General features: G+C 59.5%; 18 protein-coding genes. 9 read left to right on the top strand and 9 right to left on the bottom strand.

The features are described 5' to 3' along the window. Positions 1–92 precede the first annotated feature (92 nt). Entirely contained in the window at positions 93–362 is a 270-nt protein-coding gene (locus N008_RS05945) for a hypothetical protein (RefSeq protein WP_044014491.1), read from the top strand. 95 nt (positions 363–457) lie between these two features. Here the strand turns inward: N008_RS05945 and N008_RS05940 are convergent, their stop codons facing one another. The 4 genes from N008_RS05940 to N008_RS05925 all read right to left on the bottom strand — a co-directional run bounded on the left by N008_RS05940 (position 458) and on the right by N008_RS05925 (position 3,599). Then, positions 458–1,024 carry a hypothetical protein gene (locus N008_RS05940; RefSeq protein ID WP_044014489.1) on the bottom strand — a complete coding sequence of 189 codons (567 nt, stop codon included), beginning with the start codon at positions 1,022–1,024 and terminating at the stop codon, positions 458–460. A gap of 151 nt (positions 1,025–1,175) precedes the next feature. Next, entirely contained in the window at positions 1,176–1,976 is an 801-nt protein-coding gene (murQ, locus tag N008_RS05935; protein ID WP_044014488.1) for an N-acetylmuramic acid 6-phosphate etherase, read from the bottom strand. Positions 1,977–2,120: 144 nt separating this feature from the next. After that, on the bottom strand, positions 2,121–2,414 hold the full coding sequence (locus N008_RS05930) for a cytochrome b5 domain-containing protein (protein ID WP_052381250.1): 294 nt from the start codon (positions 2,412–2,414) through the stop codon (positions 2,121–2,123). A gap of 36 nt (positions 2,415–2,450) precedes the next feature. Next, the gene (locus N008_RS05925) at positions 2,451–3,599 is read right to left on the bottom strand and encodes a formimidoylglutamase (protein ID WP_044014486.1); all 1,149 of its coding nucleotides are present in this window, start codon (positions 3,597–3,599) and stop codon (positions 2,451–2,453) included. A gap of 215 nt (positions 3,600–3,814) precedes the next feature. Here N008_RS05925 and N008_RS05920 point away from each other — a divergent pair, with 215 nt between their 5' ends. The 7 genes from N008_RS05920 (at position 3,815) to N008_RS05890 (ending at position 15,132) form a co-directional block, all read left to right on the top strand. Beyond that, positions 3,815–5,614: an AMP-dependent synthetase/ligase gene (locus N008_RS05920; RefSeq protein WP_044018373.1), complete on the top strand. Its 1,800-nt coding sequence runs from the start codon at positions 3,815–3,817 to the stop codon at positions 5,612–5,614. 141 nt (positions 5,615–5,755) lie between these two features. After that, positions 5,756–6,586: a carboxypeptidase-like regulatory domain-containing protein gene (locus N008_RS05915; protein WP_197062956.1), complete on the top strand. Its 831-nt coding sequence runs from the start codon at positions 5,756–5,758 to the stop codon at positions 6,584–6,586. 139 nt (positions 6,587–6,725) lie between these two features. After that, positions 6,726–7,202 carry a MarR family winged helix-turn-helix transcriptional regulator gene (locus N008_RS05910; RefSeq protein ID WP_044014483.1) on the top strand — a complete coding sequence of 159 codons (477 nt, stop codon included), beginning with the start codon at positions 6,726–6,728 and terminating at the stop codon, positions 7,200–7,202. A gap of 182 nt (positions 7,203–7,384) precedes the next feature. After that, positions 7,385–9,793 (top strand): 3-hydroxyacyl-CoA dehydrogenase/enoyl-CoA hydratase family protein, encoded by a 2,409-nt coding sequence (locus N008_RS05905; RefSeq protein WP_044014481.1) that lies wholly within the window; start codon positions 7,385–7,387, stop codon positions 9,791–9,793. Between the two features lie 178 nt (positions 9,794–9,971). Beyond that, the gene (locus N008_RS05900) at positions 9,972–11,150 is read left to right on the top strand and encodes an acetyl-CoA C-acyltransferase (protein WP_044014478.1); all 1,179 of its coding nucleotides are present in this window, start codon (positions 9,972–9,974) and stop codon (positions 11,148–11,150) included. A gap of 403 nt (positions 11,151–11,553) precedes the next feature. Further along, positions 11,554–13,341, top strand: coding sequence for an acyl-CoA dehydrogenase family protein (locus tag N008_RS05895; protein WP_044014476.1), 1,788 nt, complete (start codon positions 11,554–11,556; stop codon positions 13,339–13,341). 366 nt (positions 13,342–13,707) lie between these two features. Further along, entirely contained in the window at positions 13,708–15,132 is a 1,425-nt protein-coding gene (locus N008_RS05890) for a Glu/Leu/Phe/Val family dehydrogenase (protein WP_044014474.1), read from the top strand. A 168-nt stretch (positions 15,133–15,300) separates the two neighbouring features. On the opposite strand, the gene N008_RS05885 is transcribed toward N008_RS05890, so the two are convergent. Beyond that, positions 15,301–16,566: a hypothetical protein gene (locus tag N008_RS05885; protein WP_044014472.1), complete on the bottom strand. Its 1,266-nt coding sequence runs from the start codon at positions 16,564–16,566 to the stop codon at positions 15,301–15,303. 594 nt (positions 16,567–17,160) lie between these two features. Between N008_RS05885 and N008_RS05880 the strand changes: the two genes are divergently transcribed. Next, a complete protein-coding gene (locus tag N008_RS05880) occupies positions 17,161–17,397 on the top strand; it encodes a hypothetical protein (RefSeq protein ID WP_044014470.1) in 237 nt (78 codons plus the stop codon). Between the two features lie 63 nt (positions 17,398–17,460). On the opposite strand, the gene recG is transcribed toward N008_RS05880, so the two are convergent. The 4 genes from recG to mutY all read right to left on the bottom strand — a co-directional run bounded on the left by recG (position 17,461) and on the right by mutY (position 21,998). Then, positions 17,461–19,560 carry an ATP-dependent DNA helicase RecG gene (recG, locus tag N008_RS05875; protein WP_044014467.1) on the bottom strand — a complete coding sequence of 700 codons (2,100 nt, stop codon included), beginning with the start codon at positions 19,558–19,560 and terminating at the stop codon, positions 17,461–17,463. A gap of 101 nt (positions 19,561–19,661) precedes the next feature. Beyond that, positions 19,662–20,258, bottom strand: a complete 597-nt coding sequence (gene gldD / locus N008_RS05870) for a gliding motility lipoprotein GldD (protein WP_044014465.1) — start codon at positions 20,256–20,258, stop codon at positions 19,662–19,664. 184 nt (positions 20,259–20,442) lie between these two features. Next, entirely contained in the window at positions 20,443–20,868 is a 426-nt protein-coding gene (locus N008_RS05865; RefSeq protein WP_044014463.1) for a single-stranded DNA-binding protein, read from the bottom strand. An 89-nt stretch (positions 20,869–20,957) separates the two neighbouring features. Further along, complete coding sequence (mutY, locus tag N008_RS05860) at positions 20,958–21,998, bottom strand: A/G-specific adenine glycosylase (protein WP_231569788.1); 1,041 nt, start codon at positions 21,996–21,998, stop codon at positions 20,958–20,960. Positions 21,999–22,006 lie beyond the last annotated feature (8 nt).

Here is a 22,006-nt window from a genome sequence, read left to right as displayed (position 1 = left end):
GGTATAAAGCCCCGAAACCAGCCGGTAGCCTTCGGGTGCCGGCCGGATTTCAACCCAAAAAGACTTTCCAAATTTCCTCAACAACCCCCATCATGAAAAAAGTACTGTTCCTCGCCCTGGCCGCTGCTTCGTTCACCTTCGCTTCGTGCGACAGCCAGAAAGAAAACAACATGGAGCAAACTGCTGACAACGTTGAAGCTGCTGGCGAAGACAAAGCTGACGCTATGGAAGCTGCTGGCAACGAAGCTGGTGCTGACTCGGTAGAAAACGCTACCGAAGCTAAAGCTGACGCTATGGAAGATGCTGCTGACGCTCTGCCAAGCCAGGCTACCCCAGCTCCTGCTACGACTCCTGCCCAGTAATTACGGCAGCGTCTAGGACGCAAAAAAAGAGGCTCTCCACATGCGGAGAGCCTCTTTTTTTATGCCCGATGTCGAACGAAGTGGGGTTTGCGGTATCAGCCCAGCCGCCGCTGCAGCAGGCTGTCGACTACCTCAAACAGCCGCCGGGGCTCGTATGTGCGCCAAGGCAACTCGTCGAGCTGGCCGCCGAAGTTCACGTAGTTGTCGATGTTGTACTGGCGCATTTCGCGCACCACGTGCTCCTGGAAGTTCACGGCCGCAATCCAGCCGTCTTCCACGTCCTCGAACCACTCTTCGTAGTAGTCGTCTTCGGAGCCGTGGAAGTTGAAGACGTTTTCGCCGATGAGGATGAATTTGCGGATGCCCTCGTGCGTCATCAGGTCGATGATGTTGCGCTTGAGGTGCATGATGTCGTTTTCGATGGCGTCGTTCCACTCACCGATCAGCTCGATGATGCCGATGCCCTCGTCGTAATCCACGAACAGGATTTTCAGAAACAGCGTCTCGGAATCCAGGCTGTCCCACTGCGGGTGGATGTAGTAACCGTAGATGGTATTGACGTAGCTGTCGAGGCTGTTTTCGGCTTCGTAGAGCGGGGAGCGGGGGTCTTCGGAGGCAGTATACTGGTCTAGCCAGGCGTAGTGTGGCTCAAGGGTGTGCATAGAAAGGGAAGTGTAGCATAGGCTTCAGCCTGTGTCGGGCCTGGTGAATCCCCGCGGGGTGTCTGCTGCTGTAACTGTGCTCAAACGCGCAGGGTTTCCGGCATCGTCACAAAATCCCCCAGCCGACGGCTGACACCTGTGCCGTCGCCAGCTAAGCCCGCGCCGCTAGCGCCGCCCGCACGGAGCCGTGGCGCTGGAGCAGCTCAGCAGCTTCCGGCTGCCCGATTTGCAACTCGTCCATCAGCATCTTTTCGCCCCGGTCTACCAGCTTGGCGTTGCTGAGCTGCATGTCCACCATCTTATTGCCTTTCACCCGACCCAGCCGGATGAACGTGGCGGTGGTGAGCATGTTGAGGGCCAGTTTCTGGCCGGTGCCGGCCTTCAGGCGAGTGCTACCCGTCACGAACTCGGGGCCCGTTACCACTTCCACCGGAAACTCGGCCACGGCCGCTACCTGGGAACCGGCATTGCACACGATGCAGCCCGTGGCCAGTCCGTGCTGCCGGGCCTGCTCCAGCCCGCCAATCACGTAAGGCGTGCGGCCAGAAGCGGCAATGCCTACTACAATGTCCTTGTCGTTGATGTTGTGGGCCTGCAGATCCAGCCACGCCTGCTGCGCGTCATCCTCGGCGTTTTCCACGGCCTTGCGGATGGCTTTGTCGCCGCCCGCAATCAGGCCCACCACCAGCCCGTGCGGCACGCCAAACGTGGGCGGGCATTCCGAGGCATCCAGCACACCCAAACGCCCGCTGGTGCCCGCCCCGATGTAGAACAGCCGCCCGCCCGCGCCCAGCCGGGCCACGGTGGCTTCCACCAGGGCCTCCAGCTGCGGCAGTGCTTTCGCCACCGCCTGCGGTACCGTCTGATCGACGCTGTTCATACCCGCCAGCAGCTCCTGCGTGGAAAGGGTTTCCAGATGGTTGAAGAGAGACGGGCTTTCGGTGGTGCTCATATAGGAGGCGATGAGGTAATGGGGTGATGAGGTAATGGGGTGATTAAGTAATGGAGGATGAGTTGGTAGGGTGATGTGGTGACGAAGCTGCTTTGATGGCGCAACTACCTCATCACTCTATTACCTCATTCCTTCATCACCAAGTCACGCTAGCTGCCCGATAACGGAGAATTTATCGAATACGTTGGGTGTGTGGGGCGCGTCGTGGTCCAGTTCCTTGGTCAGGTCCTGGCCGGCCCAGTGCTCGTAATGGTTTCCGCGCTTCCAGAGGCGCGAGCGGGTCACGTCGTAGATCAGCCCTCGGTAGGCCACCCAAATTTCGTCGCGGTCCTGGCCGTTGCGCAGCGCCAGCTGGCCTTTGGTGTACTTGGGGAGGGGTTCGTTTTCCGGTTCCCGTTTTTCGTTTTTCGGACTACTAGCAAATGAGGGGTTATCCATGAAGCGAACAACAAAAAACGAAGTGCGAAAAACGAATCAGCCCAGCAGTGCCTGGGTCAGAATCCAGCGGTTGGGCAAGTCGCCTTGGGCGGCGCGGAAGTAGTCTTCGTAGCTGCACGGCACGATGCGCTTGACGTCGCTGTCGGCCATGCTTTCCACCTCCAGCCACCACTTCTCGGTGTGGCGGCTTTTGTAGAAGACCAGCTTGCCCGGGGTGCCGGGCAGGCCCACGGCGTAGCGCACAAAGCGGCGGCTCTGGAAGTCGGTTTCACGGCGGCGGTGGTAGTAGCCTTCCACAAAGTACCACAGCATGGTGGCCAGCGTGGAAGCGGCCAGGCCGTGCGTGTCGTAGTCGGGGCGGTATCCGTAGAGGCCGAAGGAGCTGAGCTGGTCGTTGTGGCCGGCGTACCAGGCCAGCTTGGCGGCTTCCTCGTTGGTGAGGCCGAAGGGGTTGGCCGGGTAGTAGCCAGGCGCATCGTTCCAGCGTAGCGCCGCCACATCGAAGCTCACGAAGTCGGCCTGGCGCAGCAGCGGCTCGGCCTGCCGGATATCGTCGCGCACCTGGCCTACGCGTAGGGTTTCAAAGTGCAGCTTTTCCAGCGCCGCCAGCACGTCTGGGGCTACCAAGTACTGTTGGTGGGCTAGCTGGGCAAAGTTGAATAGGAAGCTGGGCTCGTGCACAAGCATGCGGCGCAGGTGGCTTTCTTCAGGGGCCGCGCAATCCTGCTCGGCCATGTCCACGCGCGCATCCACCGTGGCAAAGCTCACGGGCCGGTCCAGGGTTTCGTAGGCCAGAAACTGCCCGTAGTCGAGGTCGTGGGAGCCGCCCAGCAGAATCGGGACGGTGCCGTGCTCCAGCAGCGCCGCAATGATTTCGCGCAGGCGCTGGTAGGTGTCTTCCAGCGTGAGGCCGGGCCGCAGGTTGCCCAAATCGACGATGCGGGCCGGGCCGGTGCCTTTCTGCAGCTGGTAGAAACGCCGCCGCACTTCGTCGGCGCCCTGGGTGGCGGGGGCGCCGGCGGCACTGCCGCGCCACTCGTCCAGGCCAATCAGCGCAAGGTCGGCGGCCCGCCAGTCCGGGAAGGTATCCAGGAAAGGCGTGGCATAAGCGGCCAGAACAGTAGCGCTAGCCGAAGAGGGTAGAAGTTCTTCGCGGAGCGGATCGAAAAAGATGGCCAGATTCATCGGGCGCGGGAGGGTGCAGACTCGTACAAAGCTACAGAAATAGCCGCCAAGGGCCTATCATCCGTGGCATAACTGGGCCGTGGGTTTAGGCAATAAGCGGAAAAAGTGCTTATTTAAGCAGCATTTTCGGCATTACCTGCTTTGCCAGGCCGTATCGGATGCATCGTTGCCTCTCTACTCTCTCTTGACCAACCCCACCAGTGTCCGCTCCCCGCATGGATATCCGCCGTACGTTCGACTTGCTGCCCCAGCTGCAGCAGAAGTATAACAAGCCCGACTGCTTCGCCTACAAGCTCAACGGCCAGTATACCCCTATTAGCACCGATACCGTCATCGAGAAAGTCAACCAGGTGAGCCTGGGCCTGCGCAGCCTCGGCATCGGCAAGGATGATAAGGTGGCTATCATTTCGATGAACCGGCCGGAGTGGATGTTTGCCGATTTCGGCATTGCGCAGCTAGGCGCCACCAGCGTGCCCATGTACCCCAGCATCACGGTGGAAGACTACAAGTACATCTTCACCGATGCCGGCGTAAAGGCCGTTTTCGTGTCGGATCAGAAGCTGTATGACAAGGTAAAGGAAGCCACCGAGGGCCTGGATATTCCGGCGCAGAACGTCTTCACCTTCGATGAAGTAGGCGGCGCCCGCCACTTCAATGAGCTGCTGGAGCTGGGCAAAAAGGGCAACCCCGCCGACCTGGAGCCGATTAAAGCCGCCGTGGAGCCCAGTGACCTGCTCACGCTGATTTACACCTCCGGCACCACCGGCCAGCCCAAAGGTGTAATGCTGAGCCACAACAACATCCTCAGCAACTGCCGCAACGCTCAGCGCTTCGTGCCCGTCACGGAAAACGACAAGGCCCTGAGCTTCCTGCCGCTCTGCCACATCTTCGAGCGGATGGTGACGCACATCTACCTGCTCAACGGCGTGAGCATCTACTATGCTGAGAGCATGGAAACCATTGCCGACAACCTGCGCGAGGTGAAGCCCGAAATCTTCACCACCGTGCCGCGCCTGCTGGAAAAGGTGTACGACAAGATTGTGGCCAAAGGCCACGAGCAAACCGGCGTCAAGAAAAGCCTGTTCTTCTGGGCCCTCAACTTGGGCCTAAAATACGACAACCAGAAGGACGGCGGCTTCCTGTATAATACGCAGCTGGCCCTGGCCAACAAACTTATCTTCAGCAAGTGGCGCGAGGCGCTGGGCGGCAACCTGCGCTGCATCGTGAGCGGCGGTGGGGCGCTGCAGCCGCGTTTGGCCCGCGTATTCTGGGCCGGTGGCATCCGGGTGATGGAAGGCTACGGCCTCACCGAAACCTCGCCAGTAATTGCCGTGGGCGGCTACGAGCCCGAAAACAACATGATTGGCACCGTAGGCCCTATCATCGACAACACCGAGGTGAAAATTGCCCAGGACGGCGAAATTCTCACCAAGTCGGAGTCGGTGATGCTGGGCTACTATAACAAGCCTGAACTGACGGCCAAGGAGTTCGATGCCGATGGCTGGTTCCACACCGGCGACATCGGGGAGATGGTGGAAGGCAAATTCCTGAAAATCACCGACCGGAAAAAGGAGATGTTCAAGACCTCGGGCGGCAAGTACATTGCCCCGCAGGTCATTGAAGGTAAGCTCAAGGAGTCGCCACTGGTGGAGCAGTGTATGGTGGTCGGCGACGGCCAGAAGTTCGCCTCCGCCCTCGTCATCCCCGCCTTCGACGACCTGAAGGGCTGGTGCAAGCGTAACGGCGTGGACTGCAACTGCTCCAACGAGGAGCTGGTGAAGAACGAGAAGGTGGTGAAGATGTACAATGAGCTGGTGAACAAGTACAACTCTGGCTTTGCGCAGTGGGAGCAGGTGAAGCGCATTGCCCTGCTACCCCAGCTCTGGACCGTGGAAACCGGCGAGATGACGCCCACCATGAAGGTGAAGCGCAAAATCATCACCCAAAACAACCAGGAAATCATCGAGGGCATTTACCAGAACGCCGAGAAGCCGGCCGGGGCCGGCGGCCACTAGGTTCGGCGGCCGCAACTGCCTGGCCCATAACGGCCCGTCTACCGCTTTGCGGTGGGCGGGCCGTTTGTTTTGGTGGCAATTGGCACTGTGTTTGCAAAACGAAAAATAGTTCCAACCCACAAAAACTATTTTACTCCGATGATGAAAAAGTATCTATCTCTGAGCTGCATGGTGGTCGGTAGCCTAGCTGTATTGAGCGGTTGCAGCAAATCCGAAGCAGACAGCCCAACGCCCGCCGCCACTGGGGCCACCGTGTCGGGGGTGGTGCTGGCCCAAGATGAGGTGCTGCGCCCGCTGGGCAAAGCCGGCACTACCGTGCAGGTAGAAGGGCTGAATAAACAGGTCGTAACGGATGAGCAGGGCAACTATGAGCTGAAAAACATCGAGCCAGGCCGGCATGTGCTCAATGTCAGTCGGGCCGGGATGGGTACGCTGCGCTACGAGCTCGAAGTAAAAAGCCCGGCCCCGGTTGCCTTCCCCACCATCACGCTGGATCAGCAGAGCAGCACGCAGGTGACCAGCCTGACGCCGGTAAGCAAAACGAGCAACTCGCTGCCCGATGAGGTAGCAGCGTTTGAGTGCCAGGTAGCGTACAACCCACAACTATACCCCGCCCCCAAAATGTACGCTGTGCGGCTGTACGTGGGCAAAACGAGCGACGTGAGCAACGTCCGGTATCTGGAGTCTTCGCAGATCAGCGCCAGTGAAAGCACCCCGGCCCCGGCCGTGCGGGGCACAGCCAAGTTGCGGCTGGCCTTCCATGCCTCCTCCCTGAGGAGCCTGGGGTTTGCCAGCGGAGAAAAAGTGCATCTGGTAGCCTATGGTTCTGCCAAGGACGTACAAGGCGGGGGCATCGGGCGGGAAGCCTTCTACTTCGAGCCCTATGTGCTGAACCCGGCAACCGGCCAGATTCAGCGGGTAGAAGCCAACCTGAACGCCAACCCCGTACGAGCCGACTTCACGATGCCCTAAGCCCGGCCGGAGCCACGTCTTGCTGTGGCCCGCGCTGCCAGCCGGTGAGGCTGACGGCGCGGGCCAAACTTTTTTTGGCTAACTTAGTATGCAAGCATAACAGTTTTCTGTATGTTTACCGGACTTGCAGTACCCTCCCATGACTCCCGAAGAAACCGTCGATTATAACATCAAGGTTGCCTGGCACGCCATTTCGCGTATGTACAATACGCAGGCCGCCAAGCACGACATCACCACGAGCATTGGCTTCGTGCTGCTGAACATCGACCAGGAAAACGGCACGCCCGCTACCAAGATAGCCCCATTGCTCGGCCTAGAAACCCGCTCCCTCACGCGCATTCTGCGCTCGATGGAGGAAAAGGGACTCATTTATAAACAGGCCGACACCCAGGACAAACGCTCGGTGCGCATCTTCCTGACCGAGGAAGGCCTGCGCGGCAAGGAAATTTCCCGCCAGACGGTGCGCCACTTCAACCTGAAGGTACGCGAGAAAATCCCGCAGAGCGAACTGAACGTGTTCTTTAAGGTAGTAGCCCAGATTACGGGCATGATTGAGGGCAAAACCCTCTACGACGACTTCAAACTGAAACCCCTGCGCTCCGAGTCGCCGGCCTAGCCGGGCGGTTAGCTATTGGCACCTGGCTGATAGCTTTCTTGTTTTCCGCCGGTACTGCCCGTGGAAACGTAGAGCCAACAACTCGGCATGACGAGTACTTTCAACCAGATGCTGGCGGCTTGTAGCTGACAGCCTGAAGCTTACATAAAACTTATTTCTTCCCACCTCATTCCTCCCCACGAATGAACCGTACCATCAAAAAAGTAGCCGTATTGGGCTCCGGGGTGATGGGCTCGCGCATTGCGTGCCACTTCGCCAACATCGGTGTGCAGGTACTGCTGCTCGACATTGCGCCCAAGGAGCTGCTGCCCGCCGAGGAGGCCAAAGGCCTAAAGCTGGACAACCCGGCCGTGAAGAACCGCATCGTGAATGCCTCGTTGCAGGCAGCTGTAGCGGCCAATCCGTCGCCGCTGTACCGCAAGGCCGACGCCGCGCGCATCAAGACCGGCAACTTTGACGATAACCTCAAGGATATTACCGGCTGCGACTGGACGATTGAGGTGGTAGTGGAACGTCTCGACATCAAAAAGAGCCTGTTTGAGCGCGTAGAGCAGTACCGCAAGCCTGGTACGCTTATCACCTCGAACACCTCGGGCATTCCGATTCACATGATGACGGAAGGTCGTTCCGACGACTTCCGCAAGCACTTCTGCGGCACACACTTCTTCAACCCGCCGCGCTACCTGAAGCTGCTCGAAATCATCCCGACGCCGGAAACCGACAAGTCGGTGGTGGATTTCCTGATGCACTACGGCGACCTGTACCTGGGCAAAACCACGGTGCTAGCCAAGGATACCCCGGCCTTCATTGCCAACCGCGTGGGCGTTTTCGCCATCATGGACGTGGTGCAGGTGATGAGCGAGCTGGGCCTGACGGTGGAAGAAGTGGACAAGCTGACCGGGCCGGTTATCGGCCACGCCAAGTCGGCCACGTTCCGCACCTCCGACGTGGTAGGTCTGGATACGATGATCAACGTGGCCAACGGCCTCGCCCAGAACCTGCCCAACGACGAAGCCAAGCACGTGTTTCAGCTGCCCGACTTCATCAAGAAGATGGCCGAGAACAAGTGGCTAGGCGACAAAACCGCCCAGGGCTTCTACAAAAAAGTGAAGGGCGCCGGCGGCAAGTCGGAAATTCAGGCCCTCGACCTGAACACGCTGGAGTACAAGCCCAGCCAGAAGGTGAAGTTTGCCACCCTGGAAGCCACCAAGCCGATTGAAAAGCTGGCGGACCGCTTCAAGGTGCTGGCCGCCGGCAAAGACAAAGCCGGGGACTTCTACCGCAAGACCTTCGCGGGCCTGTTTGCCTACGTGAGCAACCGGATTCCGGAAATTACCGACTCGCTCTACAAGATTGACGACGCCCTGCGCGCTGGCTTCGGCTGGGACCTGGGCCCCTTCGAAACCTGGGATGCCCTGGGCGTGCAGAAGGGCCTGGAGCTGGCCAAGGCCGAAGGCAAAACCGTAGCGCCGTGGATAGAGGAGATGGTAGCCGCCGGCCACACTGCCTTCTACAAAGTGAGCGAAGCAGGCGTGAAGCAGTTCTACGACATCGAGTCGAAGAGCTACCAGGCCATTCCGGGCATGGAGAACTTCATCATTCTGGATAACATGCGCGCCACGGGCAAAGTGCTGTGGAAAAACGCCGGGGCCTCGGTGCTCGATATGGGCGACGGTATCCTGAACGTGGAATTCCACTCGAAAATGAATGCGCTGGGTTCCGACGTCATCCAAGGCCTGCTGAAAGGCGTGGAGCTGGCCGAAAAGGACTTCCGCGGCCTCGTGGTGGGCAACGACGCGCCGAATTTCTCGGCCGGGGCCAATCTGGGCCTCGTGTACATGTTCGCGCTGGACCAAGAGTACGACGAGCTGAACCTGATGATTGCCCAGTTCCAGCAGGCCATGATGCGGATGCGCTACAGCAGCATTCCGGTGGTGGGCGCACCCCACGGCCTGGCCCTGGGCGGCGGCTGCGAGCTGAACCTGCACTGCGACCGGGTGGTTGCGGCGGCCGAAACCTACATGGGCCTCGTGGAATTCGGCGTGGGCCTGATTCCGGGCGGCGGCGGCACCAAAGAAATGACGTTGCGCACCGCCCTCAAGTACGAGGAAGGTGAGCCGGAGTACAACCTGCTGCGCAACGCCTTCATGACGGTAAGCACCGCCAAGGTATCCACCTCGGCCCATGAAGCCTTCGATTTGGGCTTCCTGCGCCGCGGCGATGAAGTGGTGGTGAATTCCAACCGCGTACTGGCCCAGGCCAAAGCCGCCGCCATTGAGCTGGCCGAGGACGGCTACACCCAGCCGCTGCAGAAAACCAACATCAAGGTGCAGGGCAAAGGCGCCCTGGGCATGTTCCTGACCGGCGTACACGCCATGAAGGAAGGCCGCTACATCTCCGACCACGACGTGAAAATTGCCAACAAGCTGGCCTACATCATGTGCGGCGGCGACCTGAGCAGCCCCACCGAAGTATCGGAGCAGTACCTGCTGGACCTGGAGCGCGAAGCCTTCCTCAGCCTCACCGGCGAGCGGAAAACGCTGGAGCGGATTCAGAGCATCCTGACCACCGGCAAACCCTTGAGAAACTAGAGCTAAAAACTAGTTCCCCTCCTTGGAAAGGAGGGGCTAGGGGTGGTTGAATGACGTCAGAACAATACTAGAGCTAACTCTAACCATCGTTCAACCAGTCAACCACCCCCAACCCCTCCTTTCCAAGGAGGGGAGCTAGCCTACCTCTACTTCCCCACCTTCTCTAAGACTTGAAACCATGAACGCATATATCGTAGCCGGTTACCGCACGGCCGTTGGCAAGGCCAACCGTGGCGGTTTCCGCTTCACCCGCCCCGATGACCTCGCCGCCGACGTCATCAAGCACCTGGTGGCCTCGGTGCCCCAGCTGGACCCTACCCGCATCGACGACGTGATTGTGGGCAACGCCGTACCGGAGGCCGAGCAGGGCCTGCAGATGGGCCGCCTGATTTCGCTGCTGGCGCTGCCAATGAACGTGTCGGGCCTCATCGTGAACCGCTACTGCGGTTCCGGCGTGGAAACCATTGCCATGGCTGCCGGTAAAATTGCTGCCGGCATGGCCGACTGCATCGTGGCCGGTGGTACCGAAAGCATGAGCCTGGTGCCCACCGTGGGCTGGAAAACCGTGCCCAACTACAACCTGGCCCAGCAGCACCCCGATTACTACCTCGGCATGGGCCTCACCGCCGAAGCCGTGGCCCAGGATTACGGCATCACCCGCGAAGACCAGGACCAGTTTGCCTACAACTCGCACCAGAAGGCCATCAAAGCCATTCAGGAAGGCAAGTTCAAGGAGCAGATTGTGCCCGTAACCGTGGAGGAAACCTACCTCGACCAGGCCACCGGCAAAAAGAAAACCCGCTCGTTTGTAGTCGATACCGACGAAGGGCCCCGCGCCGATACTTCCCTGGAGGCGCTGGGCAAGCTGCGTCCCGTGTTTGCCGCCAACGGCTCCGTTACGGCCGGTAACTCCTCGCAGACTTCCGACGGTGCCGCTTTCGTCATTGTGATGTCGGAGCGCATGGTGAAGGAGCTGAATCTGGAGCCGATTGCCCGCATGGTGACCTACGCCACCGAAGGCATCGACCCACGCATCATGGGCATGGGCCCCATCAAGGCCGTGCCGAAGGCGCTGCGCCAGGCCGGCATGAAGCTCCAGGACATCGACCTGTTCGAGCTGAACGAGGCCTTCGCCTCCCAGAGCCTCGCCGTAATGCGCGAGCTGGACATGGACCAGAGCAAAGTGAACGTGAACGGCGGCGCTATTGCCCTCGGTCACCCGCTGGGCTGCTCCGGCGCCAAGCTCAGCATCCAACTGTTCCACGAGCTGCGCGCCCGGGGTCAGAAGTACGGCATGGTAACCGCCTGCGTAGGCGGTGGCCAGGGCGTAGCCGGCATCTACGAGCTGCTGAAGTAATAATGTAGCATAAGCTTTAGCTTGTGCCGTGGGCGGGCCGAAGCCCAGCTTCGGACGGAAAACTCAGCCGCTCACGGCACAAGCCAAAGCTGCGTGGTCAGAACGTGTAGAGACGCAATAGTTGGAGTCTCGTCGTTGAACGACTGGCACCGCGCATATTAAACAACATCAGCAACGGCGAGACTCCAGCTATTGCGTCTCTACACGTTCTGCCGAACCGCAAAAAGAAACCCCACATTAAACTGGGGTTTTCTTTTCGTGAACTAGTCGGCAAGCATAACAAATTTTTGTATCTTTCGGTACGACAAAACAACGGGGCTTACTTGCCGGTAAATAGTAGGTAAGCCGAGTAGTTTCTCTTCTTTTTGACTTCGAATTTTCCCACATCAACCCTCACCCGGTCATGGAAGTAACCAACCAACTTGTGAAAGGCGGCGAGTTTATCATCAAGGAAACCGACGCCCAAGACGTATTCACGCCCGCCGATTTTTCGGAGGAGCAGAACATGATGCACCAGACCGCTCTCGACTTCGTGGAGAAGGAGGTGACGCCGCTGCTGGACCGCCTCGATAACCACGAGGAAGGCCTCATGCGCGGCCTGATGGAAAAGGCCGGCGAGCTGGGCCTGTTCGGCGTGAGCGTACCCGAGCAATATGGCGGATTGGACATGGACTTCCCCACGTCGCTGCGCGTGACGGAGGGTGTGGGTGGTGGCCACTCGTTCCCGGTGGCTTTCGCGGCCCACACGGGTATTGCCATGCTGCCCATTCTGTACTTCGGCAACGAGGAGCAGAAAGCCAAGTACCTGCCCGGCCTCACCAACGGCGAGCTGATGGGTGCCTACTGCCTCACCGAGCCCGGCTCCGGTTCCGACGCTCTGGGCGCCAAAACCAAAGCCATGCCCACCGAGGACGGCGAGCATTACGTGCTCAACGGCCAGAAAATGTGGATTACGAACGGTGGTTTCGCCGACGTATTCATTGTGTTTGCTCAGGTGGACGGTGACAAGTTCACCGGCTTCATCATCGAGAAAGAAACGCCCGGCCTGAGCCTCGGCAACGAGGAGCACAAGATGGGCATCAAGGGTTCCTCGACCCGTCAGGTGTTCCTGTCCGACGTGAAAGTGCCGAAATCGGCGGTGCTGGGCGAGATTGGCAAAGGCCACCTCATTGCCTTCAACATCCTGAACATCGGCCGCATCAAGCTGGCCGCGGCTTGCCTGGGTGCTACCAAAATGGCTTCCACGCTGAGCGTGAAATACGCCAACGAGCGGGTGCAGTTCAAGCTGCCCATCAGCAAGTTCGGCGCTATCAAGTATAAGCTGGCCCAGCAGGCCGTGCGGATCTACGCCGTAGAATCGGCTATTTACCGCGCCGGCATGGACATCTACCGCATGGAGCAGGAGCTGCTCGGCAAAGGCCAGAGCCACAACGAAGCCCTGCTGGGTGCTGCCCGCGAGTTTGCCGTGGAGTGTGCCCTGCTGAAAGTAGAAGGCTCGGAAGTGCTCGACTACGTGGTGGACGAAGGCGTGCAGATCTACGGTGGCTACGGCTTCTCGGCCGACTACCCGATGGACCGCGCTTACCGGGATTCGCGCATCAACCGCATCTTCGAGGGCACCAACGAAATCAACCGCATGCTGCTCGTGGACATGATCCTGAAAAAGGGTCTGAAAGGCGAGCTGGACCTGATGGGCCCCGCCCAGGCCGTGCAGCAGGAGCTGATGGCTATTCCGGACTTCAACCTGGAAGAAGAAACCGGCCTGTTCGCCGCCGAGAAAAAGACCATTGCCAAGCTGAAAAAGGCCATCCTGATGGTAGCTGGTACGGCTGTGCAGAAGTACATGAACTCGCTCGCCAAAGAGCAGGAAGTACTGATGAACATTGCCGACATGGCCATCAAGGTGTACACCGCCGAGAGCACCCTTCTGCGCGTGGAGAAGGAAGCCGCCGCCAAAGGCGAGGAGGCCGTTTCGACGCAGATCGACATTGCCCGCGTGTACCTCTACGACACCGTGGACCAGGTGAATAAGTTCGGCAAAGACGCCATCGGCACCATGACCGAGGGTGACGAGCAGCGCCTGCTGGCCATGGGCCTGAAGCGCTTCACCAAAGCCGACCTCTACAACGCCAAGGAAGCTCGTCGCCGCATCGCCGACAAGCTGATTGCCGTCAACGAGTACGCCTACTAAATCACGGATTTAGCCGGATTCATCGGATTTCATGAATGTTGCAGGCGGTGCTGGCAGGCGCTTTCTGCGAGTTGTGAAACCGATGAGAATCTGAAAAACCGCAAGCCGCTCCCGTTTCGGGGGCGGCTTGCTGCGTTTTGGGCCGGTTGTCATTCCGACCAAAGGGAGGAATCTGGGTGAAGCTACCCGAACGGTGTAGAGACGCAATATTTTGCGTCTCATCGTTGAACGGTACCGTCAAACGATTGACATAGCAACATCAGCAACGACGAGACGCAAAATATTGCGTCTCTACCAACTCAGCACAACGCCGACGGCCGGGCTGCCGTTTGCAGAGGCATATTCCACCTTCAACTCCCTCCAGCTATGGCCAACGAACAGGTACAGGGTAAAGACTTTTACGAGAGCGTGCTGCGGTTTTACGACCACGCGGCCAGCTTCTCCAAGCTCGACCCCGGCATCATCGCCCAAATCCGGGCCTGCAACAGCATTTACAAGGTGAACTTCCCAGTGGAAGTGGACGGCCACGTGCAGGTGTTCGAGGGTATCCGGGTGCAGCACAGCCACCACAAATTGCCCAGCAAGGGCGGCATCCGCTACAGCGTGTACGTGGACGAGGAGGAGGTAATGGCCCTGGCAACCCTGATGACGTTCAAATGTGCCCTGGTGGACGTGCCCTTCGGCGGCGCGAAAGGCGGCGTGAAAATCAATCCGCGCACTACGCCCGTGAACATCCTGGAGCGCGTGACGCGGCGCTACGCCACGGAGCTGATCAAAAAGAACCTCATCGGTCCCGGTATGGACGTGCCGGCTCCCGACTACGGCACCGGCAGCCGCGAAATGGCTTGGATTGCCGATACTTACCAAACCTTCAAGTACGGCGACACCAACGCCCTGGGCTGCGTAACCGGCAAGCCGGTCGGGCAGGGGGGAATCCGGGGGCGGACCGAGGCCACGGGCCTGGGCGTGTTCTACGGCCTGCGCGAGCTGTTGCTGGACGAGCCGATGCTGGCCAAAGTGGGCCTGAGCAGCGGGGTAGCCGGTAAGCGCATCATCGTGCAGGGACTGGGCAACGTGGGCTACTACGCGGCCAAGTTCTGCCAGGAAGCCGGCGCCCTCATCATCGGTATTGCCGAGCGGGAAGGCGGCGTGTTCAGCGAAGCCGGCCTCAACGTGGAAGCCCTGTTTCAGCACCGCCAGCAAACGGGCTCGGTGCTGGGCTTCGCCGGGGCCGAGGACGTGGCTGAGTCGCTGGACCTGCTGGAGCGGGAGTGCGACGTGCTGATTCCGGCCGCGCTGGAAAACCAGATCCACGAAGGCAACGCCGACCGTATCAAGGCCAAAATCATTGCCGAAGGGGCGAACGGCCCCACCACTCAGGCCGCCGAGCAAATCCTGCTCGCCAAGGGCGTCATCATTCTGCCCGACCTCTACCTCAACGCCGGCGGCGTGACGGTATCCTATTTCGAGTGGCTGAAAAACCTGTCGAACGTGCGCTTTGGCCGCATGGGCAAGCGGGCCGAGGAAGGAGCCATGCGCCGGCTGGTGGAAACCATTGAGCGCACCACCGGCAAAACCATCAGCCCCCAGGAGCGCCAGCTAATCGTGCACGGCGCCGACGAAATCGACCTGGTGCATTCCGGTCTTGAGGACACCATGATTACTGCTTATCATTCCATCCGCAAGGTAATGGACGATGTGCCCGGCATCACCGACCTGCGCACCGCTGCCTTCTACAGCGCCATCGAGAAAATCGGTGTGAGCTACCAGTCCCTCGGCATCTTCCCGTAAGCCAAGGCGGATATCTGCCTACAAAAAAGCCGCTCCTATTTCCAGGAGCGGCTTTTTTGTATAATAAATCTGTCATCCTGAGCGAAGCGAAGGACCTTACCACGCATGAACAATTCGTCGCAACGTGATAAGGTCCTTCGCTTCGCTCAGGATGACAGAGGAGAGTGGTTACTTCACCACAATCTTGTTCAGCATAAGGGCCGCTGACTTTTTGCTGGGGCGGCTCACGCCGATAAGGGTTTTGGCATCCAGCCAGCCGGTAAAATCCTTCACGTAGGACGGGTTCTGGTCGGCGGCCACGTTCAGGCCCAGGCCTTTCGGATCCGATACCACGCCCGTCTGCACGTTCACGCGGCGCAGGTACAGGTCCGACTTGTTCTTGAGCTTCTCCCAGGTCACTACCTGCACCTCGGGCCCAAACACGGCCGCCCGGTAGCCAATGCTGCTGTAGCCTTCCGTTGCGGGGGCCACTTGGTCCTTGCCGATGATACTATGCCAGGTGGGCGACTGGAACTCGTTGTAGCCGAACAGGTGCAGCTCGCGGGTGTGGCCGGGCGAATCGTCGCCGCCTTCCTCATACTTCTTCTCGGCCGCTACTACCAGCTGTTTGTCATCGGTAAGCAGCAGATCGGTGAGGTACACGTCTTCGAGGCGCTTGGCGGCGCTGTCGTTGGCCTTGTTGACTTCGGCCAAATACTCGGGCGTGAACTTGAACTCGGGCGCAAACTTCATGTCGCCCTCAGCCGAAAAATCGAACTTCACCACCTTCAGGCTGTGGTAGAGGCCGCTTTCACGCTCGTTGCAGATGGCGGCGGCGTACAGCGTGTTGTCGGGCAGCAGGCGAAAGCGCGTATCAAACACGTTCACCACCTTGCCCCCAAACACCCCGCCCACGGCCACTGACATCACCTTGATATCCTTGGTATCGTTGCGGTAGCAGCGAACGGCCAGCTTCTTCATCTCGTCGCTCACCAGCGTCACGTACTGCGTACCGTCGTTGCCAACGTGCACCGTGGTGGAAAACAACGCGCCCTGGTCGCTGAAGTCGTAGAGGCGGTCTTTGAGCTTGGTGAGCTTTTCGTCGTAGATGCTGGCGTTGATGCTCTTGATTTGGGTTTCGCGGGTGAGGTAGCGCCACGCCACCAGCTTGGTGCCATCGGGGGAGAAGGCCAGGCCGGGGCGCCGGTCGCGGGCGCCGGTTTCGGTGAGCTTCTTCAGCGGGGCTTTCTGGCCGTTACTCAGCTCTATGAACTGTGCCGACAGCGACTGTGCCGTTGCGGTCTTCTGGTAGATAACCACCGTTGCCTGGGTAGCGCCACTGGTAAAGCCGTCGACGGCTTGGTCGGCAGTGAGGGGCAGCGAGGTGCTCCAGAGGCGCTTGAGGTCGGCATCGTAGCGTTCTACGGCGTACTCCGTAGCCGATTTGTGCGCCAAAATAAGAAACCCACCAGCGGGAAGCGCCAAGGTTTTTTGCGGGATCCGCTGGTTGTAACGGTCTTCGCTTCGCTCGGGTAAGTAGCTGAACGCCGCTGACTTTACCTTTTGTGCGTATCCTGTTTCCGGGCGTAGCAGGCTGCTGGCAGCAAGCAGGCTAGTTATCAACACGTGTTTCAAATCCACGGATAAGTTGGGTTAAATGAAGAAATGTATGAAAGCCCGAAAAATGTACTCTCCAAAGGTATCCAACTCCAGGCGCATGCCGTACACGCCCCACAATCAGAAAGGCAGTCGGCCACCTGATAACGATTTGGTAATGCATCAATAACGCTGAGGTGGTCATTCCTCGCACGTTTGTTGGTTTTCTTTGCGGAGTGGCCGGCCCGCTTTTACGGCTACCGGAAAAAACCAGTCAGCTAACGAAAGCAAAAAAAGGCGTTACCAATCGTTCAATCAACACATTTCAGCAATAACAGGCTAATTGAATTCTTTGAATATGTGGCAGATACGCGCTGCTGCCTAGTCTAATCAAGAATTTGGCCCTAACTTTGTCACGCCGCGCTCTTACCAGCCGGAAAGCTACCCATCAATATGAAATCTTTACTTCGTTTCTTTCTTCTCTTTGCGCTCATCATCATTGGGAAATTTGCCAAAGAGCCTGCCGGCTTCTCTGACCTGACCAAAGCCATGCAGGCAATGGAAGGGGCTCCTATCAGCCCGGTATTGCTGCTGCAGAAGCCCAACGTCCAGACCGGCTCCCCGGCGGGGGAATTTGAGCTGTGGCAACCCACTTCCTCGACTGCTAATGCAGCAACCAGCTTTCAATAGAATTCGGTAAGCGACTTCACTAGTCGCTTTTTTTATGCCCGCGCATTTGGTTGTGGCTGCCAGCTAGCTGATGCGGCTCCAGTTCACGGCTGTAGCCGGCAGGCTCTCGATGTGACGGCGGATGGCCTGGTTTTCGGGCTTCACCAGGTCAGGGTCTTCGGCCAGGATGGCCTGTGCGGCGGCGCGGCTTTCGCTCAGGATGCGGCCGTCTTTGGCCAGATCGGCAATGAGCAGATCCAGCACGCCGCTTTGCTGGGTGCCCATCAGGTCGCCGGGGCCGCGCAGCTTGAGGTCGATGTCGGCAATTTCGAAGCCGTTGTTGGTGCGCACCATCGTTTCGATGCGGGTGCGCGAGTCCTTGCTGAGCTTGTAGCCGCTCATCAGGATGCAGTAGCTCTGGTCGGCGCCCCGGCCCACGCGGCCGCGCAGCTGGTGCAGCTGCGAGAGGCCGAACCGCTCGGTGCTTTCAATCACCATTACGGAGGCGTTGGGCACATTCACGCCCACCTCGATTACGGTGGTGGCCACCATAATCTGGGTTTCGTTTTTCACGAAGCGCTGCATTTCGGCGTCCTTTTCGGCAGCACTCATGCGGCCGTGTACGATGCTGATTTGGAACTCAGGGAAGGCGCGGGCCACGCTTTCGTAGCCGTCCATGAGGTCCTTGTAGTCGGCCATGGTTTCGCTTTCCTCGATGAGCGGGTACACGATGTACACCTGCCGGCCCAGCTTGATCTGGTCGCGCAGGAAGCCAAATACCTTGAGGCGGTTGCTGTCGAAGCGGTGCACCGTCACGATGGGCTTGCGGCCGGCCGGCAGCTCGTCAATCACCGACACATCCAGGTCGCCGTAGAGCGTCATGGCCAGGGTGCGCGGAATGGGCGTGGCCGTCATCACCAACACGTGCGGAATTACGTGGGGGTTTTTCTGCCAGAGCTTGGAGCGCTGCGCCACCCCGAAACGGTGCTGCTCGTCCATAATGGTCAGACCCAGGTTCTTGAACTGCACCACGTCTTCGAGCAACGCGTGGGTGCCCACCAGCATATGCAGCTCGCCGGAGCGCAGCTGCTCGTGCAGCACGCGCCGCTCGGCGGTACGGCTGCTGCCCGTGAGCTTCCCGATTTTCAGGCCCAGCAGGTCGGCAAAGCCCTTCAGGCCCACGTAGTGCTGGTCGGCCAGGATTTCGGTGGGGGCCATCAGACAGCTTTGCGCGCCGTTGTCGGCGGCCATGAGCATGCTGATGAAGGCCACGATGGTTTTGCCCGAGCCCACGTCGCCCTGCAGCAGCCGGTTCATCTGCTGGCCCGCGCAGAAGTCCTTGTAGATGTCGTGAATGACGCGCTTCTGCGCCCCGGTGAGGTCGAAGGGCATCACGTTCTTGTAGAAATGCACCAGCGTGGGCACCTCCTTGAAGATTTGGCCGGCCAGCGTGACCTTGCGCTGGTCGCGCTGGCGCAGTAGCTTGAGCTGCACGTAAAACAGCTCCTCGAACTTGAGCCGGAAGCGGGCCGTCTGGAGCAGCTCGGTACTCTGCGGAAAGTGAATCTGCTGGATGGCCGTGGCCTTGTCCATCAGCGCGTACTGCTGCACCAGCGCCGGCGACAGGGTTTCCTGCACGTGGGGCAGGGCAATCTTTAGCAGATCGGCCACCATGCGCATGATGGCCTTGCTATCGACGCGGTGGTAGTTTTTGAGCTTCTCGGAGGTGTTGTACACCGGCTGCAGGTAGCTCTGGCCGACCTTCTGTTCGGTTACTTCCTCCATCTCCGGGTGCGCCATCTGGGGGCGGCCGTTGAACATGGTGGGTTTGCCGAACACGATGTACTCCTGGTGGTTCTTAATCACCTTTTCCAGGTAGTTCACCCCCTTGAACCACACGAGCTCCAGCTCCCCGCTGGCGTCGGCTACTTTGGCTACCATGCGCTTCTTGGGGCCTTCGCCCACTACCTCGCGGTTGCGCAGAATGCCCTTCACCTGCACGTACGGCAGGTCGTCGTGCAGGTCGCAGATGTTGTAGAACTGGGTACGGTCGAGGTAGCGGAACGGGTAGCGCTGGATCAGGTCGCCGTAGGTGAACAGGTTCAGCTCCTTTTGCAGCAGCTGGGCCCGTTGCAGGCCCACGCCCCGCAGGTACTCTAGTTTGGTCTGAAAGAAGTTGGTCATAAAAGAGCTGCAAGCCACAAGCGGCAAGTCGTAAGCTGCAGGCCACAAGCTTTCAGGATGGGTGCTTGTAGCTTGCCGCTTACGGTTTGCCGCTAATCAACTCATTGATATTTCAGGGTGTTCAGCAGCTGCACAATGTCCTTCTTAACGTAGTCGATGACGGGAGCCAGCGAGTCGTTGGCGGTGGCGGTGCGGAAGTAGAGCGCGCCCCGGAAGAAGTGGCGGGTGCTGTCGGTGGTGTAGAACTGGAACTGGCTGGGCACCTCGCCCTGCAGCTCGAACACGGCTACGCGCTGGCCGCTCGGCGTTTTGATGATTCTTTCATCAATGGCCGTGGCTTTGATTTCGTGCTTGCTGGTGAGCTTGCGGGCGTCTTCCAGCAGCCGGTTGGTGAGCTGGCGGTTGCCTTTCATGTCGGCGTACGTGATTTGCACGTTGGCCTTCAGCTGCGGGTAGTACACGTTGATCCAGTGCGGCTGCGCCAGATACGAGGAGTCGCGCAGCACCTTGGCGTAGCGCGAGTACTGGAACGTGTAGGGGTGGCCCGGCGCCAGCTGCTGGTAGGCGTGCGGCGGCAGGTCGATGCGGTTGTAGCCTTTGGGCTTGGGCGTGTAGTCGCCGTCGGAGCCGGCGGAGGTGCAGGCCGTGGCCAGCAGACCAAAGGCGCAGGCAGCAAACAGATATCGGGGAGCAGGCATTGGCAGCAATGCAGAGGTATAATTTCAAAGGTAACGCGGAAGCAGCGTTTCCCTGCAGCAACGCGTGCTTTAGTCAGCAGTGCCCGCCATCAGCGGCTCCCTGGGAGTTGGGCGCAGCACCATCGGTAACGCAAAAAGCCCCGGCAATGTGCCAGGGCTTTGCAGGAAGTCAGTGCCAGCTTCGTTAGAACGGAAGCTGGTCGAGCTCCGGCTCCTGCCGGAACGTCTGAGGGGCTTCGGCCGCCGCTGGGGCGCCGGCGGCGGCCTCCTGGCCGTGGGGGCGGCTGCCGAGCATCGTTATTTCGTCGGCAATGATTTCCGTGATGTACCGGGTCTGGTTGTCTTTGTCCTGGTACTGGCGGGTGCGGATTTTACCTTCCACGTACACCTGCTGGCCTTTCTTGAGGAATTTCTCGGCCATTTCCGCCAAGCCGCGCCAGGCCGCAATGTTGTGCCATTCGGTGCGCTCGATGCGCGTGCCTTGCTTGTCGCGGTAGTATTCGTTGGTGGCCAGCGTGAAGTTGGCCACGGTGCTGCCGCCTTCCAGGTGCCGCACTTCCGGGTCTTTGCCCAGGTTTCCGATCAGAATTACTTTGTTTACTCCAGCCATCTTATGGGTAGTTTGAGAGACGTAATAAACTGCTGTATGCAGAGTTAAAGATATAAAATCAGAATACAAAAACCTAATAAAATTAGTTTTTATCGAATTAATTTGTCAATGTAATTAGCAATAAGAATGGGCTTCGGCAACTCCTCAGCCTGGCTGCGGGAAAAGGCATTCAGGCCCGCCGCCGCCAGCGCCTGCGCGGGTAGCGGCTCGCGCAGCCACACCGGGTGGAACTTGGCTTCCACCTTCTGGTGGCTGAGCACATGCCGCAGCGCCTGGGTGGGCTCCTCGGCCCGGCTGGTATCCAGCTGGCCGCCCAGAGCCTCCACCGCCGCCAGCAGCTCGGCTGCGGGCAACTCGGCCGTATCGGTTTCCTGCAGATGGAAGTCGTAGAGGCCTTCCCAGATATCCTTGGGGCCGCGCTTGCGCATATACACCGTATCGGCGTGGCGCAGTACCAGGTAGTGGAAGTGCCGGGTGCGCGCCGCTTTGGCTTTGCTCTTCACCGGCAACTCGCTCACCATGCCGTGCTGAAACGCGAAACACTGGCTCTGCAGCGGGCAAAACAGGCAATCGGGCTTGGCTGGCGTGCACTGGATGGCCCCGAACTCCATAATGGCCTGGTTGAACTCGGCGGGCTGGTCGGCCGGAATGTGCGTGTCGGCCAGCTGCTGAAACACTTTGCGGCTGGCGGGCACCGCAATATCCTGCGTGAGGCCAAACACGCGGGCCAGCACCCGGAACACGTTGCCGTCGAGCACGGCCACTTGCTCATCGAAGGCAAACGAGGCAATGGCGGCGGCCGTGTACTGCCCCACGCCGCGCAGCTGCAGCAGGCCGGTGTAAGTGGTCGGGAACTGGCCGCCGTACTCGCGCACTACCTGCTGGGCGGTATGATGCATGTTGCGGGCCCGGCTGTAGTAGCCCAGGCCCTGCCAGTGGCGCAGCACCTCATCTTCGGGCGCGGCGGCCAGATCCTGCACGGTAGGGTAGGAGCTGATGAAGTCCAGGTAGTATGGCAGGCCCTGTTTTACGCGGGTCTGCTGCAGAATTACCTCCGACAGCCAGATGGCATACGGGTCGCGGGTGTGGCGCCAGGGCAGGTCGCGGCGGTGGCGCGGGTACCATTCCAAGAGGGCAG

The organism is Hymenobacter sp. APR13 (assembly GCF_000737515.1).
GTDB lineage: Bacteria > Bacteroidota > Bacteroidia > Cytophagales > Hymenobacteraceae > Hymenobacter.
Note: the sequence above shows the minus strand (reverse complement) of the source record. Positions and strands in the feature narration are given on the sequence as shown.

Coding starts and splice junctions, on each gene's coding strand:
- N008_RS05915 (WP_197062956.1), top strand. CDS start 5,756: ATGAAAAAGTATCTATCTCTGAGCTGCATGGTGGTCGGTAGCCTAGCT.
- N008_RS05890 (WP_044014474.1), top strand. CDS start 13,708: ATGGCCAACGAACAGGTACAGGGTAAAGACTTTTACGAGAGCGTGCTG.
- N008_RS05900 (WP_044014478.1), top strand. CDS start 9,972: ATGAACGCATATATCGTAGCCGGTTACCGCACGGCCGTTGGCAAGGCC.
- N008_RS05880 (WP_044014470.1), top strand. CDS start 17,161: ATGAAATCTTTACTTCGTTTCTTTCTTCTCTTTGCGCTCATCATCATT.
- N008_RS05930 (WP_052381250.1), bottom strand. CDS start 2,414: ATGGATAACCCCTCATTTGCTAGTAGTCCGAAAAACGAAAAACGGGAA.
- recG (WP_044014467.1), bottom strand. CDS start 19,560: ATGACCAACTTCTTTCAGACCAAACTAGAGTACCTGCGGGGCGTGGGC.
- N008_RS05865 (WP_044014463.1), bottom strand. CDS start 20,868: ATGGCTGGAGTAAACAAAGTAATTCTGATCGGAAACCTGGGCAAAGAC.
- murQ (WP_044014488.1), bottom strand. CDS start 1,976: ATGAGCACCACCGAAAGCCCGTCTCTCTTCAACCATCTGGAAACCCTT.
- N008_RS05905 (WP_044014481.1), top strand. CDS start 7,385: ATGAACCGTACCATCAAAAAAGTAGCCGTATTGGGCTCCGGGGTGATG.
- N008_RS05940 (WP_044014489.1), bottom strand. CDS start 1,024: ATGCACACCCTTGAGCCACACTACGCCTGGCTAGACCAGTATACTGCC.
- N008_RS05910 (WP_044014483.1), top strand. CDS start 6,726: ATGACTCCCGAAGAAACCGTCGATTATAACATCAAGGTTGCCTGGCAC.
- N008_RS05925 (WP_044014486.1), bottom strand. CDS start 3,599: ATGAATCTGGCCATCTTTTTCGATCCGCTCCGCGAAGAACTTCTACCC.
- N008_RS05920 (WP_044018373.1), top strand. CDS start 3,815: ATGGATATCCGCCGTACGTTCGACTTGCTGCCCCAGCTGCAGCAGAAG.
- N008_RS05895 (WP_044014476.1), top strand. CDS start 11,554: ATGGAAGTAACCAACCAACTTGTGAAAGGCGGCGAGTTTATCATCAAG.
- N008_RS05945 (WP_044014491.1), top strand. CDS start 93: ATGAAAAAAGTACTGTTCCTCGCCCTGGCCGCTGCTTCGTTCACCTTC.
- gldD (WP_044014465.1), bottom strand. CDS start 20,258: ATGCCTGCTCCCCGATATCTGTTTGCTGCCTGCGCCTTTGGTCTGCTG.